Origin of the sequence: Mycoplana ramosa, from assembly GCF_041930185.1 — a bacterium.
Classification (GTDB): domain Bacteria; phylum Pseudomonadota; class Alphaproteobacteria; order Rhizobiales; family Rhizobiaceae; genus Mycoplana; species Mycoplana ramosa.
Map to the genome: position 1 here is coordinate 35,260 of NZ_JBHEEW010000018.1, position 17,494 is coordinate 52,753.

Genomic DNA, 17,494 nt, shown 5'->3' on the forward strand with positions numbered 1-17,494 from the left:
CCGCCGGCGGACGTGCCTTGAGGATCGACCAGCAATGCATTATATGCAATCAGTGATGATTGGAGGCGCCGATGGCCAGCATGACCATTCGCAACATCGATGACCGTTTGAAGCAGAAACTGCGTATTCGGGCAGCGACACACGGGCGGTCCATGGAAGATGAGGCGCGCGACATCCTGAAGTCGGTCCTCGCCGTCCAGGAGCCGGCACCGGGAAACCTCGCCAGCGCCATTCGCGAAAGACTGCAGCCACTCGGCGGCGTCACACTGGAGATACCCGCCCGCGAGCCGATCCGCGACGCACCGGATTTCAACCCGCATGATCGTTCTTGATACGAACGTCATCTCGGAATTGCTGCTGCCGAGGCCCACGCCACCCGTCGTCGACTGGCTGGCTGAGCAGCATGCCGGCGCAATCTTCACCACCGCTATCACCGAAGCCGAAATTCTCTACGGGATCCGTCTGCTTCCCGACGGCCGTCGCCGACGCGACCTCGAAGCAGCCATTCTGCCGATCTTCTCCGAAGATCTCGCGGGACGGGTGCTGCCGTTCGACCGTGAGGCTGCGGATGTCTACGGCGCTATCGCCACGGATCGCCGCAAAATCGGCCGACCGATCAGCCAGTTCGACGCGCAGATCGCCGCCATCACACTTTCACGTGGCGCCGCGCTGGCGACCCGAAATGTCTACGATTTCGAGTCTCTCGGCCTGAGCATCATCAATCCGTGGACGTTCCGCTGACGTACGGGATTGCAAACCGCCGAAACTTCCAGGTCCGGGTTTTTTTGGGGGCATCCTGCCACCAAACTTAATCTGAACACGATAGGAAACCGCGCCCATGGGATCGTGGGCGGCGCGGCGCCCTGTGCAGCACCAAGGTGCGAACCCGGTCGTCGTCGTGCGTGACGCCGCCGCAAACGGACTTGCGCCTCCGCAGTCAAATGGCCGTCCATGATCGGCCACGGTCGAAGTCTCGCCAGCATCCGATTGGTTTGCGGTGTCCTGCGGGTGACAAACCATGCCGGCTTCGAACATTTTGTCCATGCGGCGTGATGCATCCGCTCGTCCCTCAATGCCGACCATTCACACCCAAAAGAGATCAGCCAGCAATCAGGCCGTACTCTGCACCGGCTTGCCGTTCAACCGCAGCAAGGCCATCAGCATCGGCCCGAGCGAAAATTCGCCGCGCGCCGCTTTCCGCGTCAGATCGCGAAGATAGCCCCCGGCCGAATTGATGTGCCCTGCCCTTTCGAGGATGCAGGCGACCGCAACGGCGGCATTTTCCGGCCCCATCACTTCGCAAGCCTCTTGGTAGGCGGACGGGCTGACGCCCAGCATCGATCGGACCACCACCGCGGCGGTCATCAGCTCGCGCCAACTCGATATCGCCCCGCCAGGGCCGTACATCGCAATTTCCGGACAGGCCCGCAACACCATTCCCAGCGGAAACGCCCTGATCGCCTCCCGCAAAGGTTCACTGGTTCGCACCGCCGGCTCCCCCCGCTCTTCTCGAGAGCCTGGTTCAAGTTCATTGCTGGATTCGGTATTTGAATTCTGTATGTGCTGACGGCATTCGGCATCATTGGTGTCGCTTTTTTGCGAAATGAGCTGAAGTTCCAGCAAGTTGACCACTTCGGCATGCAGCAGCGTCAGCTCTTCCAGGCAATCCGTAAGCTCCGGCTCGGTCTTTGCCTTCGCCAGCCGCCCGACGGCTGCCACGAAGTGGGCCTCGGCCATACCCCAGTCGCCGGAAGCCCCCTCCTCCATCGCAGCGGTGATCAGCTTGCGAATGTCCCTACGGCAGATGGAAATCCGTTCCTTGACGATTTTCAGTCGGCGACGCTCCTCCGCCACCTGCTGGGCCAATTGGGCGAGCTCTTCGGATCGCGCCAGCAGCGGTGCCAGGTTGAACCCGTAGGCTGCTTCAATCGTCCCGTCCCTGCCCTTGCGCGCGTAGCGCTTGCCGTTTGGGCTGTCGTTACGATGGATCAGCCCGGCATGAACCAGGAGCGCCAGGTTTTCGCGCAGCGTTGACCCCGCGATGCCATTTGCACGGGCAGACAGCTGTGCGTTCGACGGGAAGACGATCAGATTGCTGCCGTCGCTCAACTCCGGCTCCGGATAGAACGACAGCAGTGCGTTGAGAACCGCCAGCGCGCGATCGCGCAGCCCGAGCAGCACGCGCGCGTCGCAGGCGTCTCGATAGATCTTCCACTTGTCGACCGATTTTCCCGGCCTGATGTTGGCCGCTTCGAACTGTCCCTTCACCAGGGCAAGCGTCATCGACCGCCGCCCGAAGGGCGTCGTCACATATCCACTTTGCATCTTCCTTCACCTTTCAATAGGCAAAAGAAACCTGCTCACCAAAAACGGTGCCTAAGACTCTTGACGGCGATTCGTGAAAATGCGATTCTCTATCTCGCTACAGATCGAGAAGGGCTCCACGACGGCAACGTTTGGGGCCTTTTTCTTTTGCGGTTATTCTCCTGTTTTTGCGCGGCTGTACTCTTTGAAGGCCTCATAAAGGCTTTCCAGCTGATTTGAGATAAACTCTGCGAATTCCGGCCCCTCCGGCGCCTCGACGGCGATGACGCCCTTTTTCGCAGACTTCTTAAATGTAACGCGGACCCCGCCGTCAGACGGGACCCAAGTGGCAGGGGCTCTGATCCTCGCTGTCCTTTCCCCCTGCTTCGACAGACTATCCACGGCCGCCTGGAAGCGTTGTTCGCTTGTGCTCGCAACCATTTCACTTGACGAAAGCATAGCCAGCAGGGACTCTAAACCCGCCCCCGTCAGTTTCTGCGCCAGTTCCATCCAGCGACGGCGACCAACATCTGGAGCAGGACCGATAGCCTCGATCAGGCCAAAGGGGACCTGGTTAACGACACTCAGCATCTTCGACAGCGCTGCCTTGTCTACCCCGAGAGCTGACATGATGACGTCGCGCGAGAAGGCACGCTCCTCCAAACGCAAGGCAAACAGCGCCCGCTCGATATAGGAGAGGTTCGTTCGAGCGTTGTTTTCCTGGCCCTGACTGACGACAAGTTGGTCGTCGGTCAGTTGGCGGACAACCGCTTTAACCTTAAGCCCAAGCGCACGCACTGCCGCCAAACGCCGGTGCCCGTAGGCAACCTGGTAGCGCCCTTTCGCCTCCGGGTGCGGACGCACCAGGATGGGAACTTGCTGTCCGTGCTCCCGGATTTGCTCTGTCAGCATACCGAGCTCGACCGCATCAATTGCCAGCCGATCGCGAACGAAAGACCCGTCAATTGTTGCAGGATCGAGCTCAACGACAGTGACGCCCGCCGCCAATTGTTCTTCGAGATCCTGCGCGCGCTCCATCTTCGAGGTAATGGTTCCGAGTGTCTTGGTGATACCGCCGATGGGCCCGGCATTGCGGGCAGGCGGCACGTAGCCCGCGATCGGTCGTGCGACGGCGATCGGCGCTTGGGCTGGCACCGAGGGATTCAGGTCGTCGGATACGCCGATCAGATTCTTGCGCGCCATCCGTTACTTCCTTTCCCACGTCGATTTAATCAAACCTTCCACCTCCGCATTGACCGCGTTCAGTGACTCGATTGCGCGGTCATAGGTACCGCGCGTAAATTGCGCTCGATCGACCTCATACAATGTCTGCTTCGTGACACCGGCATCCGAGACAGCCGTTGACTTCAGCATGGGGTTCTGCAGCATGCGGTTGCCAAAGATTGCGCGCATGAAGCCGGCCATCTGCGACTGCGGCCCGTCGTTCGGTTCGTACCGCGTCAAGAGATAGCGCATCCAATCGTAGCTCGTGCGTCCGCCCGCTCTTTCGACGACCGACATAAGCTCGCTCGTCATCGACAGGAACTGCGACATCGACATGACGTCAAGCATCTGAGGATGAATGGTGATCAGGACCGACGTTGCCGCGCACAGCGCCGACATGGTCAAAAAGCCGAGTTGCGGCGGGCAATCAATGATGACGACGTCGTAGAGGCTCTCGATCTGGCCCAAAACCTCACCGATGCGAGCAAAGAACATTGTCTCGGCAGAGCCTGCCGACATGAACCGCGGCGTCTCGTGTTCGAACTCCATAAGTTCCAGGTTGCCGGGTACCATGTGAAGGTTCGGCGTGTAGGTAGAGCGGACTATGTCGGAAATCGGAAGAGGGTCTTCGTAGCGAATTGCACCATACAGGGTCTCGCCCTCGCCCACATCCAGTTCGGGCTGATGCCCGAACATCGCAGACAGCGACGCTTGCGGATCGAGGTCAATGGCTAACGTACGATAGCCGCGAAGGGCCATGTACTGTGCCAGATGTGCCGACGTGGTCGTTTTCGCCGACCCACCCTTGAAGTTCATGACTGCGACGACTTGTAGCTTCTCGCCAGGGCGGCGCGTCGGCACGTATTTGGGCGTTCCGTTCTTATCGTCGAGCACCTGACGGATATAATCCATGTCCGCCGGCGTATACATGCGGCGTCCATTTGCGAGTGGCTCGGGCACATTGGTCTCGGCCGCGATCTGTCTTAGATATCCTTCGCCGATACCGATCAACGAAGCCGCCTCGGCCGGCGAGAATTGGCGGATCGTCTTTTGCGACGTTGGTGGGAAAACGCGGGCCTGATGCATTTGCAACTGACGCTGCAATTCCTGGGCGTCCGTGGCCAGCATGGACGGCAGGTGCTCTTGATCCGTCTTCACATTCAGTGTCTGCAGCATTTCAAATCTCCAACTGCGCAATTTTGCCGGTAATCGGCCAAACTACGCAGCCAGAGTATGGCCCGATTCGTTAGCATATTACAAACGCTTAACTTCGCCGTGTTGTCCGCGGACAACACGCCACATTTGGCCGTATAGATTGATGGCATCCGACTAAGTTGTCCGCGGACAACTTGATCGACGCGGGTTGCTCGATTGACTGCGCGTCAATTAAATGCGCTGAGCAGCCGCTTATGCCTCACTCATCCTCAGTCGTCGCTCGGAATTTGCTCCCTTGGGGAGCCCGACGCCAAGCGCAGTCGGCTCGGTCGTTCACCTCAGCAGGGACGCCAAAGCCTAAACAATCTGGGCGCACGCCTGCGTCTGCCAGGCCGATATCGAGCGCCGAACGACCAAACCGAAGCATCCTTGGACGAATGGCCAGGTCGAAAGATGACCCGCACGAAACGGACGCCACCGTCAAGCACTTAGACCGTGAGAGCCGCGATGAGCTTTGTCAGCATCTCGCCGACTTCGTCGCTCCCTACAATTTCTCCCGTCGGCTCAAGACCCTCAAGGGCCTCATCCCATAGGAATAGATCTGCAAATGCCAGCCGAAAGAACCGGACCGATTCATCGTCAATCCGATCCACCAATTTCCGGGACCAAGCATCTGGGCTTGCTAGCATTGATTTCGAAGACTTTGGCCGCGGGAAAGGGAAGGGGGTCGCGCATTGTTGGATGAAGCGAACGATGATGAGCAGGAAGCGCTCTCGGGAACTTTGCGGCGACGCTACGGGCAGTCCCTCTATAATCAGCTGGGCCTGGCTAAATTCGAAAATCGCAAACGGCATAACTGAGCCATCTTTGCTCATCTTGGCAGCGCCCCATAGACAAACGTCTGCCGTCAAACCAGGTAGCGACGGAAGCGCCGAAGTCACTGTCGCTATCTCCATGAATGGGGTGCCTCTTCGGATATTCGCGACGTACGCTGGGTGGATATCAGCATCGTGCTTGCGTGGAGAAAGCAGCAATTCGACCAGCCACTGTGCAAACCCGGAAACCGCGGGCAGGGGATGGGCGTGACATTCCACTTTGTCGCCCTGCCGCGGCCTGACCTGCCCCATGCCCAGAAGGCCTCCGTCCGTGAGGTCCGGGGTGAGATGTGGATCCTTCCATTCTCTGCGCCCCGCCAGAGAGGCCGGTCGACACGATATTCGGGCACATGCCCGACCTGCTGCGACTTTATGGAGACCGGAACAAGGTGCCCGTCCTGAAGCCGGAGCGTATGAACGCGGCGAAAAGGATATTCGGCGCTGGAAATGGGGCCTGGCGCTTGTCAGTGCAAATTTAAATCTATCTCATCCAACCCGAGGCTGTTGTTGCAGACCCAGATGATATCCGCATCTTCCTCGGAGATGGAAATGATGGCATGCGCCATCTTACTGTCGAAGTATATACTATCACCAATGTCCATTCGGACGGGTGCATATAAATCGGAATAAAACTCGATCGATCCGCCCAAGACGAACAGAAAAACCTCGCCATCGTGAGATATCAATGCCTTGAAATCGGAAATGCTTCTCGCCTTCACACGCGTTCGAAACGGCAGTACGCGCTTTCTTGAAATATCGGATGCGAGAGCCTGATGAAGATAATGTTCGCTCGAGAGTGTAGGGCCGCTGCCGCTTTTGGTTAGGCTTCTGCGCCCTATACTATGCTGTACGGGGGTCGGGCTGAAAAGCGCTCCGATATCCAGTGAGAAACCCATAGCCAGCTTCTGAAGGATATCGAAGGTGGGCGACATGATGCCATTCTCGATCTTGGAGAGGGTAGATCTCGCGACACTTGTGACCTTGCTCACGTCTTGCAGAGTCAAGCGACGTTCAAGGCGAAGGTCACGAATTTTCTGGCCCAGCTCTTGTCGTCCCCCCTCGGAAACAGCACGGGCGGCGCCAGGTTTGTGCGATGACCGGTTTTTGGACAATTTGGCTCCGCGCATAGATGCTTCTCTCTCCGGGCTGATCACTGAACGCTAAGGCTGGTTGCTTGCGTTCTAAATCACGCGTGGGTTTCAGTTTATATTCCCTCAATTCATAGTCTGATGATTCTTGACGTTGAATGGTCGAGTTCGCTTGGAGCTCGGCGAGATTCCTGCGACGGCAGTGTCCGCTTTCGGTGCTGCTTAAGGCGAAGAAGCGCGCGAGCATATAGAGTCCAAGCCTAGGTTGACGTAAGGACGCTACCATTGTTTCCGATTGGAAACAAATGTTTATCTTTTGAAAAAAGTTCTTGACCTGCAATTGTGTCGATGCAACATTTTGCCCGCTTGATAGCAAAGGTTACGGCGCCAAATGCGCCGGGAAGTCGCTCGAAGAGGCGACGAGACCGTTTGGCCGCAGGCAGTAAGAGGGGAGCAAATGCCAATCGACTGGGTCGTTCGAAGAAGCTCGAGCTTAGGTTAATCTGTTAAACCGACAAATTCGCCGAATGTTGCGCCGGCATATGCTGAAGCTACATTTCGAGCGCTGCGGCCTGCGTTTGAGGGCGGGCGAGCGATATTGGTCGCGGCAGCAATCTGACGCGGCTAAACCATTCCAATAAAAGCTGATGGAAAGCACCCGTGCAACAAGCGCGCGGGTTGCTTCTGCATGGGGGGCGCAATGCTATGGACGGTACCAACTTGTACGTTGAGGGCGGAGACCGTTCGTGCAACGGCCCGGAAGGGGCGTGGCGCACGATGATGCCGGCTTCTGACAACGTGCTTATCAGCCTCAAATCCCTGAGCAAGCATTACGGCACGCACACCGTTCTGGATGGAATCAATCTCGATGTCGGGGCGGGCGAGGTCCTTGCCATCATTGGTCCGAGCGGCTCGGGCAAGAGCACGCTTTTGCGCTGCATCAACTATCTCGAACCGCCGGACGGCGGCACGATCACGATCGGCTCGATGACGATCGATGCGACGCGGCCGGTGGCGCGCGCCGAACTTTCCGGGCTCCGGCGCCGGGTTGGTATGGTGTTCCAGTCGTTCAATCTCTTTCCGCACATGTCAGTGCTGCGCAACGTCAGCCTCGCGCAGGAGCGCGTGCTTGGCCGCAGCCGCAAGGAAGCGGATGAGCGTTCCATGCAGCTGTTGAAGCGGGTGGGGCTTGCCGACAAGGCCCTACAGTTCCCGGTCCGCTGTTCGGGTGGCCAGCAGCAGCGTATCGCGATCGCGCGTTCTCTGGCCCTCGATCCGGAGATCATGCTGTTTGACGAGCCGACCTCGGCACTCGATCCCGAACTCGGTCTTGAGGTTCTCGCGGTCATGCGCGAACTCGCCGAGAGCGGCATGACGATGATCGTCGTCACTCACGAGATGGGCTTTGCCGAAAACGTTTCGGATACCGTCATGATCATGGCCGATGGTCATATCGTGGAGAAGGGGCCGTCTGTGGAGGTCATGCGCAATCCGCAGCAAGAGCGGACCCGGCGCTTTCTCCGCGCGGTGCACGATCGATGAGCGCGGCGGATCTGCTGCCCCTGCTGCGCGGCTTGACCTGGACGATCGCGCTCACCGCCGGTGCGTTCCTCATCGGCGCCGTGCTTGGCGTGCCGCTCCTGGCCGCCCGCCAGAGCCGGCTGCTGCCGTTGCGGTTTCTGGCGATGGTCGTCATTCAGATCGTGCGCGCGATCCCGCCGATTCTCTGGCTGTTTATCATCTTTTTCGGCCTTGGCATGGGCTTCCTGCCGATCACGCCGTTCAATGCCGCCTTGATGGGGCTTGGGTTGATTGCCGCCGCGAACATGGCGGAAATCTATCGCGGCGCGCTTGCTTCGATCCATTTCGGTCAATGGGAAGCGTCTGCCGCGCTTGATCTCGGCCGTTGGTCTACGTTCCGCGATATCGTGGCACCGCAGGCTTTCCGGGTAGCGCTGCCGTCGGCGGCCAGCTATCTCATCGGCCTCATGAAGGAAACGGCCGTTGCTTCGACGATCGGGGTGGCGGAACTCGCCTTCAAGGGAAACCAGTTGTCTCAATTGACCTACCGCGGGCTTGAAGTTTTCGCGATGGTCGGGCTGTTCTACGTGTTGCTGAGCCTGCCAATCGCCTGGCTCTCGCGTGTTGCCGACGGCTATCTCCAGGCAAAGGTGGCACGCTGATGTCTCCAAGCTACGAAGAAATTTCCGCCTGGCTGCCGGATCTTCTCGGTGGGTTGTCGATCAGCCTGCAGGTGACGGCTCTCAGCCTTCTTCTCGGCATACCGTTCGGACTGCTGCTGGCCCTGGGCGTGCTGGCACGGAACAAGGTCATCAGAGGTGCTAGTCTTTGCTTGGTGGAGATCGGCCGAGGGGCGCCGGCGCTGGTGCTGCTGCAATTCATCTATTTCGGTCTCCCCTCGACGGGGTTGACGCTCGGCTCGTACTCGGCAGCGGTCATCGCGCTGGCTTGGAACACCGGTGCCTATACGAGCGAGATCATCCGGGCCAGCCTGCAGTCCGTCGCGCATGGACAGCGCGAGGCGGCCGAGGCGCTCGGCCTCAATCGTTTCGATGAACTGCGCTACGTGCTTCTCCCGCAGGGGCTCAGGGTCGCGCTGCCGGCGTTGCTCGGCTTCTCGATCCTGATCTTCCAGGGGACGTCGCTGTGCTTCACGATCGCCCTGCCGGAACTGGTGAGCCGCGCCTACGAGATCGGCTCCACGACGTTCCGCTACTTCCCGGCGCTTTTGTCGGCCGGCGTGCTCTACGCCTGCATCTCCATCCCCGCCGCAATGCTCGTCAATCACGTCGAGAAACGCGCCGGGCTCTATGCCCAACGATGAATCCAAGCTGAAAGGATGCCTGCATGCCAAAATTGACGACCACCACGCAGTTCCTTCTTGCCGGCATTGCCGGTGTCCTGATGTCGGCGCAAATTGCGTCCGCCCAGGATTGCACTCCGAAGCATGAGTTCGCGACGATCGAACCAGGCACGCTGACGGTGGCAGTCACGACCTATGTGCCACATTCCTTCATCGACGACAGTGGCAACATGAAGGGCATCGACGGCGATATCGCTGCGGAATTCGCCAAGCGCGAATGCCTGAAGGTCAAGGCGATTGCCGTCGATCCGGCGGCCGCGATCCAGTACGTTCTGTCGGGTCAGGCCGACATTACCACTGGCGATTGGTACCGTACGGCCGAGCGCGCCAAGGTGATGAACCTGTCGGCGCCGCTCTACACGGACCAGATGGCGGTCTATTCCAAGGAAGGCTTCACGAACGTCTCTGACCTGGAAGGCAAGCAGGTCGGCACGGTGCAGGGTTATCTCTGGGTTGCCGACCTTAAGACACTGCTCGGTCCGTCGCTGAAGCTCTATCCGAACTCGGTCAACATGCAGCAGGATCTCTTCTCCGGCCGTATCGACGTTGCCGTTGACGGCTATTCGACCGGTGTCGTTGCAGAGCAGAAGGGCGCACTCAAAGACGTCAAGGTCAATGTCGCAGCGCCCGACGACCGGGTGAGGGCGACCAAGGAAGCCGCGCAGGCCGGTTTCCCCTATTCGCTCAACGCTACGGACCTCGGCGTCGCGCTCGATGCACGGATCGCCGAGATGCATGCGGACGGCACGATCGTCAACATTCTCAAGTCCTACGGTCTGGATGGCACCGCGGCGAATACCGGCGCCCCGCGCCTCGTCGAGTAATTCGGCAAGCGGGGGCCCCTTGCGCCCCCGCTATCTCTCTTTCTTGAAAATTGAATATCGGAGACAACAACGATGACTGTCTACACGGTCACGCGCAGGACGCAGTCGTGGTACGGCGAGCAGATCGGCATCCTCATTCTTGACGCAGCCTATCCCTGCGTTCCCGGTAATGTCGGCAATGCCACGACCTACGACTATCCTGTCCGCTTCCAGGAGGTGCGGGGAGCGTCGATCGACCGCCTGCTCAACCAGCGTGATCCCGCTTTGAAGGAAGTATTCGTCGAGGCGGCGTTGGAACTGCAGAATCGCGGCGTCAAGGCGATCACCGGCGCCTGTGGCTTCATGGCATATTTCCAGGAAGAGGTTGCTGCAGCCGTAGACATCCCGGTGTTTCTGTCCAGCCTGATGCAGATCCCGTTCATGCATGCGCTGTGCGGCGGCAGCGTCGGCATCATCACTGCGAATGCCTCACGGCTGACGCCCCGTCATTTCACCGCTTGCAACGTGCCGGACAACATTCCACTTGCCATAGCGGGCATGGAGGGGCAGTCGGAGTTCCGCGAAGCGATTCTCGAGGAGCGCGGAACGCTCGATTCCGCTGCAATCGAACGGGAAGTAACGGAGGTCGCCCGCCGTCTGGTGCGAGAGAACCCGGAGGTCCGGTCGATCTTGCTCGAATGCAGCGATCTGCCGCCTTATGCGCATGCGGTGCAGGCAGCCACCGGCCGCCCAGTCTTCGATTTCATCACGATGATCAACTATGTGCAGCAGAGCACGGCTCGCCGTCCCTATGCCGGCAGCATGTAGGTAGGAGCGTGCCCGCTGAATCCTCTGACAGGAGATCCTAATGTCGCTTGACCAATACTTTCTTCTGGGCCGCTCCGGACTGCGCGTCAGCCGCCTGGCACTTGGCACAATGACCTTCGGCAATGCTGGCATCCGGGGCATCGGAGGCACGTGGGGAAGTGACGACGCGACCGCACGGGCGATTTTTCATCGCTATCTAGATGCCGGGGGAAACTTCATCGATACCGCGGATTCGTACGCGGCTGGCCTGAGCGAGAGCCTGGTCGGGACATTTGTGGCGGATGCCGGCCTGCGCGATAGCGTCGTCATTGCCACCAAGTTCTCGAACAACCTTTCACCAGGCAACCCGAATGCGGGCGGCAACGGGCGCAAGAACATCATGCGTGCCGTCGATGCCTCACTGAAGCGCCTGAAGACCGACTATATCGATCTCTATCTTCTCCACACCTGGGACCGGATGACGCCGGTGGAGGAGGTCGTCCGCACCCTCGACGATCTCGTGCGAGCCGGCAAGATCCGCTATGGCGGACTTTCGGACGTGCCAGGCTGGTATGCTGCTCGGGCGCAGACCTGGGCAGAGGCGCATGCCCTATCTCAGCCGATCAGCCTGCAGCTTCCCTATTCGCTCGTGGAACGCAGCATCGAGCATGAATTCGTTCCGCTGGCGCAAACCCTCGGACTTGGCATTACGGCTTGGAGCCCGCTGGCAATGGGCCTCCTGTCCGGCAAGTACAAATCAGCAGGCGCGCCGCAAGGTCGGTTGTCCCTTGATAAGTCCGGCAGTGGCCTCGGGCTCTTCACCGAACGGAATAGCCGCATCGTCGCGGCGCTCGAAGCCGTAGCGCTGGAACTCGGACGCAGTATGGCGCAGGTCGCGCTGAACTGGGTGGCCAACCGGCCGGGAGTCGCGGCCGCAATCATCGGCGCAAGCCGGCTGGAGCAGATCGACGACAACCTCGCCGCACTCGCTTTCGAGCTTTCTGCCGCGCACAAGGCAAGACTCGACGCGGCAAGCGTCATCGAAGCGCCCTATCCCTACAGCCTTTTTGCAGATGACTATCAGGCCGGTATACTGAACACGGGTAGCGCCGTCGGCGACAAGCCGCATAACTATCATTCCGGCACGTTTCTTCCGAAAGTGTCGGACTACGTCTTCGGCCAGCCGAAGGAAAATCATCAGAAATCGTAGGCGACCGCACGAGGAAAACGATAATGCTGAACGATCCGCGCTCCCATGGGCTATGGGAAAAAACCGCTCCCCTGCCACCATCAACCGGGCCGCTCGGTGGCGACGTGGCTGCGGACGTCGTAATTGTCGGCGGTGGCTTTACCGGGCTATCGGCAGCGCTGCATCTGGCGGAGGCCGGTCGTCGCGTCGTACTGCTGGAAGGCAATGAAATCGGCTTCGGCGGTGCGGGACGGAATGTCGGACTCATCAATGCCGGCATGTGGGTGATGCCCGACGACCTGCCGGGCGAGCTCGGCCCACTGCATGGCGAGCGCCTGCTCGACCTTCTCGGCAACGGTCCGCGCGTCGTGATGGACCTGATTGACAGGCACGGCATCGATTGCGAGCTCGAGCGCAGCGGTACGTTGCATTGCGCGGTCGGTGAGGCGGGGTTGAAGGAGATCACCGAACGGGCGCGGCAATGGCAGAAGCGCGGCGCTCCGGTCATGCTGCTGGATGCGGATGCGACCGCAAGGCGTGTGGGCAGCACTGCCTATACCGGCTCGTTGCTCGACATGCGGGCTGGGACCCTGCAGCCCTTGGCCTATGTGCGCGGCCTTGCGCATGCGGCCGTTCGCGCCGGGGCAATCCTGCACACGTCGTCGCGTGTCGTTTCTTTTGCGCGTGCGGGCAGCGGGTGTACGGTTTCGACCGGACGCGGCTCCGTGACGGCGCCCTGGGTGATCGTCGCGACCGATGCCTACAGCACGGGCCCTTGGGAAACCGTGCGCCGGGAGCAGGTGCATCTACCCTATTTCAACCTTGCGACCCGCCCGCTGCCGCCGGATGTTCTGAAGTCGATCCTGCCCGGACGGGAAGGTGTCTGGGATACCAAGGAAATCCTGTCCTCATTCCGGATGGATAGGGCCGGACGCCTCGTCTTCGGCAGCGTTGGCGCACTGCGCAATACGGGTACGGCGATCCATACCGGCTGGGCGAGGCGGTCGTTGAAGCGGCTGTTTCCCCAGTTGGGACCGGTCGAGTTCGAATGTGAATGGTACGGCCAGATCGGCATGACCGACAACGCGTTGCCGCGGTTCCATCGCTTCGCGCCGAATGTCATCGGCTTTTCCGGCTACAATGGCCGCGGCATCGCGCCGGGTACGGTTTTTGGTCGGGTCCTTGCGCGTCATGTGCTGGGAGAGATAGGCGAGGGGGACTTGCCACTCCCGCTGACCGACCCGAAGGAACCCGCGTTCCGGGGCTTGAAAGAGGTCTACTACGAGGCGGGTGCGCAGATCGCACATTTCGCCGGCGAACGGCTCTGATCGTCGCTTCCCGCGCCGCCGTCAGGGATTGTCAGGCGACGGGGTATCGGCGTCTGCACTTTGTTCGATCAGCCAGTCGCGGAACAGCTCAGCGCCCCTCTTCGGCGGGCGCTGAGCCGGCATGATGATATGGATCGCCTGTCCCGAGCGGTAGGAATCGGTTAATGGGAAGACCAATCGCCCGGCCTTGATATGGGCGTCAACGAGGTGCTTCCAACCGAGCGCGATGCCCTGGCCGAGCACGGCTGCCTCGACCGATCCGAGCGCATCGGTGAAAACGAAATCCTGCTTCAGTCGCGCCATCGGAACCGAATGGCGTTCCAGCCATTCGCGCCAGCCTAGACGGGAGCGGTGCCGCTCTTCGAAGTTCAGCAGCGTGTGCTGCAGAAGATCGATAGGCTCGCGAATCGGAGCATGATCCTTGAGGTAATCCGGGCTGCACACCGGTAGCACCTCCTCGTTGACAAAGTGCCACGCATGGACACCCGGCCAGTTGCCTTTACCGAGCCGGGCGGAAAGGTCGATGTCTTCTTCGACAAGATCGTGATCGTCGCGACTGCTTTCCTCGATACGCAGCGATACGTCTGGGTGCTTGGCCTTGAAGTCCTTCAATCGTGGCAGCAGCCAGAGCTGCACGAACGATGAGGAGAAGGAAACGCGCACCACGTCATTGGAGTGCTTCTTCTGCATCGAAGAAATCACCATGTGCAGATGGTCGAACGCGGCCTGCGTTTCCTTGTAGAGCCGATCCCCGTCCGCTGTCAGTTCGAGCCGCGAGCGCTCGCGGCGGAACAACTTCAGCCCCGTTGCCTCCTCCAGCAGCCGGATCGTCTTGCTGACGGCCGGTTGGCTGACGTTCAGCTCCTGGGCAGCGGCGGTGAAACTGCGGCGGCGCGCAGCGGCTTCGAAACAGAACAGGTAGTTCGCGGACGGAACGAGGGAACGGAGTCGGTGCATAATTTCAAGTTATGGCCTGGAGGAATTTTTAGCAAGATTACAGGGATGGGTACTGATCGTAGGTTGGTCAAAATCTGCATAAAGGAGCTATCCATGCAAACTCATGCTCGCGCGGTCGTTATCGGCGGTGGTTGTGTCGGTGCTGCCATTCTCTACGGCCTCACAAAACGTGGCTGGACCGATGTGGCGCTTCTGGAGCGCACCCAATTGACGGCCGGATCCACCTGGCACGCTGCCGGCCTCATTCCATCCTATGCGCGCAGCATTAATATCGGCCGCATGATCGCCAAGACGATCGAGATCTACGAGGGGCTGGAGGCTGAGACGGGTCAGCATGTCGGCTGGCACAAGTGCGGGCAGTTGCGCATTGCCAATACGCGCGACCGCCTCGACGAATACAAGAGCTACATGAGCGTCGCGGCCGTGCAGGGCATCCGCGCTGAACTGGTGACGCCGAAGGAAGCACGCGAGCTTTGGCCGCTTCTCGAAAACAACAAGGAGATGTTGGCCGCGCTGTACCATCCGGACGACGGCCATATTGCGCCTGCCGACGTGACGCAGGCCATGGCCAAGGGCGCACGCGACCGCGGCGCGAAAATCTATCTCAATACCGAAGTGAAGGGTTTCGAGCGCCTGGCCGGCGGCGAGTGGAAAATCATTACCAATCAGGGTGAGATCATCTGCGAGCACATCATTTCCGCGACCGGCAACTATGCCCGCCAGACCGGCGCGATGCTGGGCCTCGAAATTCCAGCGATCCCGATCGTTCACCAGTACTGGATCACCGACGCCGTGCCCGAGGTCGTGGAGCGCAAACGCCAGGGCCTGCCGGAAATGCCGATCCTGCGCGACGAAGGTTTCGAAGGGTATCTGCGTGAGGAGGGCGACGGCCTGATGTTCGGTCCCTATGAAAAAACCGAGCACCTGAAGCTTTTTGCCGAGAACGGCGTTCCGGAATGGTTCGGCGCGGACCTGCTCGAAGAGGACTTTGAGTCGGTTGCCTGGAACTGGGAGCGCGCCATGGATCTTGTTCCGGCGCTCGGCCGCGTCGGCATCAAGGCGAACGTCCGCGGTCCGTTCCAGATGACGGCGGACGAGTTGCCGCTCGTTGGCCCGGCCTGGGGCCTGGAAAATGTCTGGATCGCCGAAGGCGTTCCAGGCGGCATTCTCTGGGGCGGCGCGATTGGCTACTATCTCTCCGAGCGCATCGTCGAAGGCGCAAACAGTCTCGACACGTCCGAACTCGACCCGCGGCGCTTCGGCGACTACGCCAACAAGGAATGGACGCGCCATAAGGTGCGCGAAAGCTGGGGCACGCATGCCGAGCTTCACTATCCAGGACAGGACATGCCGGCCGCCCGGCCGCAGAAGACCGCCCCCTCCTATGACATCCTCACCAAGCGCGGCGCCGTCTGGGGTGTTCTGAACGGCTGGGAAATGCCGAACTGGTTCGCGCCGGAAGGCGTCGAGGCCAAGGATCAGTATAGCTGGCGATGGACGCCGAAGGGCAAATATGTCGGGGAAGAGGTAAATGCGGTTCGTACGGCCGTGGGCCTCGTCGAGATGACGCCAATGACGAAGTTCGAGGTGTCCGGTCCCGAGGCCGAGCATTGGCTCGACGGCATCCTCGCAAACCGGCTGCCGAAGATCGGTCGGGTCAATCTCAGCCACCACCTGACCAAAAATGGTGGCGTACAGGCGGAATATATCGTTTCTCGCCTTGAGGACGGCACCTTCTATCTGATCTCCACGCCGCGCGCGGAACGCTGGAACTTCGATGATCTGTCGAAACTTCTGCCGAACGACGGCAGCGTGCAGCTTCGCAACGTCACCAATGAACGCGGCTGCTTCACCATCGTCGGTCCGCGGGCGCGAGAGGTGCTGCAGAGCCTGACCGAAATCGACCTTTCCAACGAGGCATTCCCGTGGTTCGGGGTGAAGTCCGGTACGGTCGGGCTTGCGACCGACGTCCGTCTGCTGCGCGTCAACTACGAAGGTGAACTCGGCTGGGAACTCTACCATCCGCTTCCCTACCAGCGTCACCTCCTGGAAGCGCTGCTGGCGGCCGGCGAGCCGCACGGCCTGCGCCTGATCGGGCTGCACGCGTTGGAATCGCTTCGCCTGGAGAAGTCCTATCGCGCCATGTACAGGGACATGAATCCGGAGCTGACGGCGTGGGAAAGCAGTCTCGATCGCTTTATTCGCCTGGATAAGCGTGACTTCATCGGTAAGGCTGCGCTCGTACGCCAGAAGGAAGAGGGCGTGAAGCGCCGTTCAGTGACGCTTGCCATCGACACCGATGGTGCGAGCTCGCTGATCTACGAGGGGGTCTATCACGAGGGCAAACTCGTCGGCCGCATCACCTCGGGCGGCTACGCCTATACGCTCGGCCACGACGTTGCCTTCGCGCTGCTGCCCGTCGAGCTCGGCGAACCTGGTACGAAGCTCGAGGTGCCGATCCTTGGCGAAATGCGCAAGGCCCGCGTCATCGCGGAATCGCCCTACGATCCGGAAGCCCTGCGCGGCCGGATGTGATCACGCCTGATACGAAAAGACAGCAAGGAGTGCGGTGATGAAGATCCTGGTCCCCGTCAAGCGGGTCGTCGACTACAACGTGAAGATCCGGGTGAAGCCGGATGGCACCGGCGTCGAGCTTGCGAACGTGAAGATGTCGATGAACCCGTTCGACGAGATCTCCGTCGAAGAGGCGCTGCGGCTGAAGGAAGCCGGCAAGGCCGAGGAAGTGGTGGTGGTGTCGATCGGCCCGGCGAAGGCGGAGGAGACGCTGCGCACGGCGCTCGCGATGGGCGCGGACCGGGCGATCCTGGTCGAGACCGACGACGCGGTCGAGCCGCTGGCGGTGGCAAAGATCCTCAAGGG

Annotated in this window: 16 protein-coding genes and 1 pseudogene; 12 read left to right on the forward strand and 5 right to left on the reverse strand. The window is 60.3% G+C overall.

The window, feature by feature from the left end:
* Nucleotides 1-71 precede the first annotated feature (71 nt).
* Nucleotides 72-332: a FitA-like ribbon-helix-helix domain-containing protein gene (locus JNC62_RS19790; RefSeq protein WP_374841094.1), complete on the forward strand. Its 261-nt coding sequence runs from the start codon at nucleotides 72-74 to the stop codon at nucleotides 330-332.
* The gene (locus tag JNC62_RS19795; RefSeq protein ID WP_374841096.1) at nucleotides 319-741 is read left to right on the forward strand and encodes a type II toxin-antitoxin system VapC family toxin; all 423 of its coding nucleotides are present in this window, start codon (nucleotides 319-321) and stop codon (nucleotides 739-741) included. The genes JNC62_RS19790 and JNC62_RS19795 overlap by 14 nt, the downstream gene beginning before the upstream one ends.
* A gap of 369 nt (nucleotides 742-1,110) precedes the next feature.
* On the opposite strand, the gene repC is transcribed toward JNC62_RS19795, so the two are convergent.
* From repC to repA, 3 genes are all read right to left on the reverse strand, one after another.
* On the reverse strand, nucleotides 1,111-2,325 hold the full coding sequence (repC, locus tag JNC62_RS19800; RefSeq protein WP_374841098.1) for a plasmid replication protein RepC: 1,215 nt from the start codon (nucleotides 2,323-2,325) through the stop codon (nucleotides 1,111-1,113).
* A 153-nt stretch (nucleotides 2,326-2,478) separates the two neighbouring features.
* Entirely contained in the window at nucleotides 2,479-3,507 is a 1,029-nt protein-coding gene (repB, locus tag JNC62_RS19805) for a plasmid partitioning protein RepB (protein WP_374841100.1), read from the reverse strand.
* 3 nt (nucleotides 3,508-3,510) lie between these two features.
* A complete protein-coding gene (gene repA / locus JNC62_RS19810) occupies nucleotides 3,511-4,704 on the reverse strand; it encodes a plasmid partitioning protein RepA (RefSeq protein ID WP_374841102.1) in 1,194 nt (397 codons plus the stop codon).
* A gap of 373 nt (nucleotides 4,705-5,077) precedes the next feature.
* Between repA and JNC62_RS19815 the strand changes: the two are divergent.
* Nucleotides 5,078-5,369: pseudogene (locus JNC62_RS19815) on the forward strand (IS481 family transposase); the annotation flags it as partial.
* Between the two features lie 653 nt (nucleotides 5,370-6,022).
* Here the strand turns inward: JNC62_RS19815 and JNC62_RS19820 are convergent.
* Complete coding sequence (locus JNC62_RS19820) at nucleotides 6,023-6,685, reverse strand: helix-turn-helix domain-containing protein (protein ID WP_374841104.1); 663 nt, start codon at nucleotides 6,683-6,685, stop codon at nucleotides 6,023-6,025.
* Between the two features lie 741 nt (nucleotides 6,686-7,426).
* Here JNC62_RS19820 and JNC62_RS19825 point away from each other — a divergent pair.
* The 7 genes from JNC62_RS19825 to JNC62_RS19855 all read left to right on the forward strand — a co-directional run bounded on the left by JNC62_RS19825 (nucleotide 7,427) and on the right by JNC62_RS19855 (nucleotide 13,657).
* The gene (locus tag JNC62_RS19825; RefSeq protein ID WP_374841106.1) at nucleotides 7,427-8,188 is read left to right on the forward strand and encodes an amino acid ABC transporter ATP-binding protein; all 762 of its coding nucleotides are present in this window, start codon (nucleotides 7,427-7,429) and stop codon (nucleotides 8,186-8,188) included.
* Nucleotides 8,185-8,829, forward strand: a complete 645-nt coding sequence (locus JNC62_RS19830) for an amino acid ABC transporter permease (RefSeq protein WP_374841108.1) — start codon at nucleotides 8,185-8,187, stop codon at nucleotides 8,827-8,829. The genes JNC62_RS19825 and JNC62_RS19830 overlap by 4 nt, the downstream gene beginning before the upstream one ends.
* Nucleotides 8,829-9,491, forward strand: a complete 663-nt coding sequence (locus tag JNC62_RS19835; protein WP_374841110.1) for an amino acid ABC transporter permease — start codon at nucleotides 8,829-8,831, stop codon at nucleotides 9,489-9,491. The genes JNC62_RS19830 and JNC62_RS19835 overlap by 1 nt, the downstream gene beginning before the upstream one ends.
* Before the next feature lie 23 nt (nucleotides 9,492-9,514).
* Nucleotides 9,515-10,354 carry an ABC transporter substrate-binding protein gene (locus JNC62_RS19840; protein WP_374841112.1) on the forward strand — a complete coding sequence of 280 codons (840 nt, stop codon included), beginning with the start codon at nucleotides 9,515-9,517 and terminating at the stop codon, nucleotides 10,352-10,354.
* Nucleotides 10,355-10,426: 72 nt separating this feature from the next.
* Nucleotides 10,427-11,161 (forward strand): aspartate/glutamate racemase family protein, encoded by a 735-nt coding sequence (locus JNC62_RS19845; protein WP_374841114.1) that lies wholly within the window; start codon nucleotides 10,427-10,429, stop codon nucleotides 11,159-11,161.
* Between the two features lie 40 nt (nucleotides 11,162-11,201).
* Nucleotides 11,202-12,350, forward strand: a complete 1,149-nt coding sequence (locus JNC62_RS19850; protein ID WP_374841116.1) for an aldo/keto reductase — start codon at nucleotides 11,202-11,204, stop codon at nucleotides 12,348-12,350.
* Nucleotides 12,351-12,373: 23 nt separating this feature from the next.
* Nucleotides 12,374-13,657 (forward strand): NAD(P)/FAD-dependent oxidoreductase, encoded by a 1,284-nt coding sequence (locus tag JNC62_RS19855; protein WP_374841118.1) that lies wholly within the window; start codon nucleotides 12,374-12,376, stop codon nucleotides 13,655-13,657.
* Nucleotides 13,658-13,678: 21 nt separating this feature from the next.
* On the opposite strand, the gene JNC62_RS19860 is transcribed toward JNC62_RS19855, so the two are convergent.
* Entirely contained in the window at nucleotides 13,679-14,614 is a 936-nt protein-coding gene (locus JNC62_RS19860) for a LysR substrate-binding domain-containing protein (RefSeq protein WP_374841120.1), read from the reverse strand.
* Nucleotides 14,615-14,707: 93 nt separating this feature from the next.
* On the opposite strand from JNC62_RS19860, the gene JNC62_RS19865 reads away from it, so the two are divergent.
* Both JNC62_RS19865 and JNC62_RS19870 read left to right on the forward strand, forming a co-directional pair.
* On the forward strand, nucleotides 14,708-17,149 hold the full coding sequence (locus JNC62_RS19865) for a GcvT family protein (protein ID WP_374841122.1): 2,442 nt from the start codon (nucleotides 14,708-14,710) through the stop codon (nucleotides 17,147-17,149).
* Between the two features lie 37 nt (nucleotides 17,150-17,186).
* Nucleotides 17,187-17,494, forward strand: a 308-nt coding sequence (locus JNC62_RS19870) for an electron transfer flavoprotein subunit beta/FixA family protein (protein ID WP_374841124.1), incomplete at its 3' end; no start/stop codon positions are given.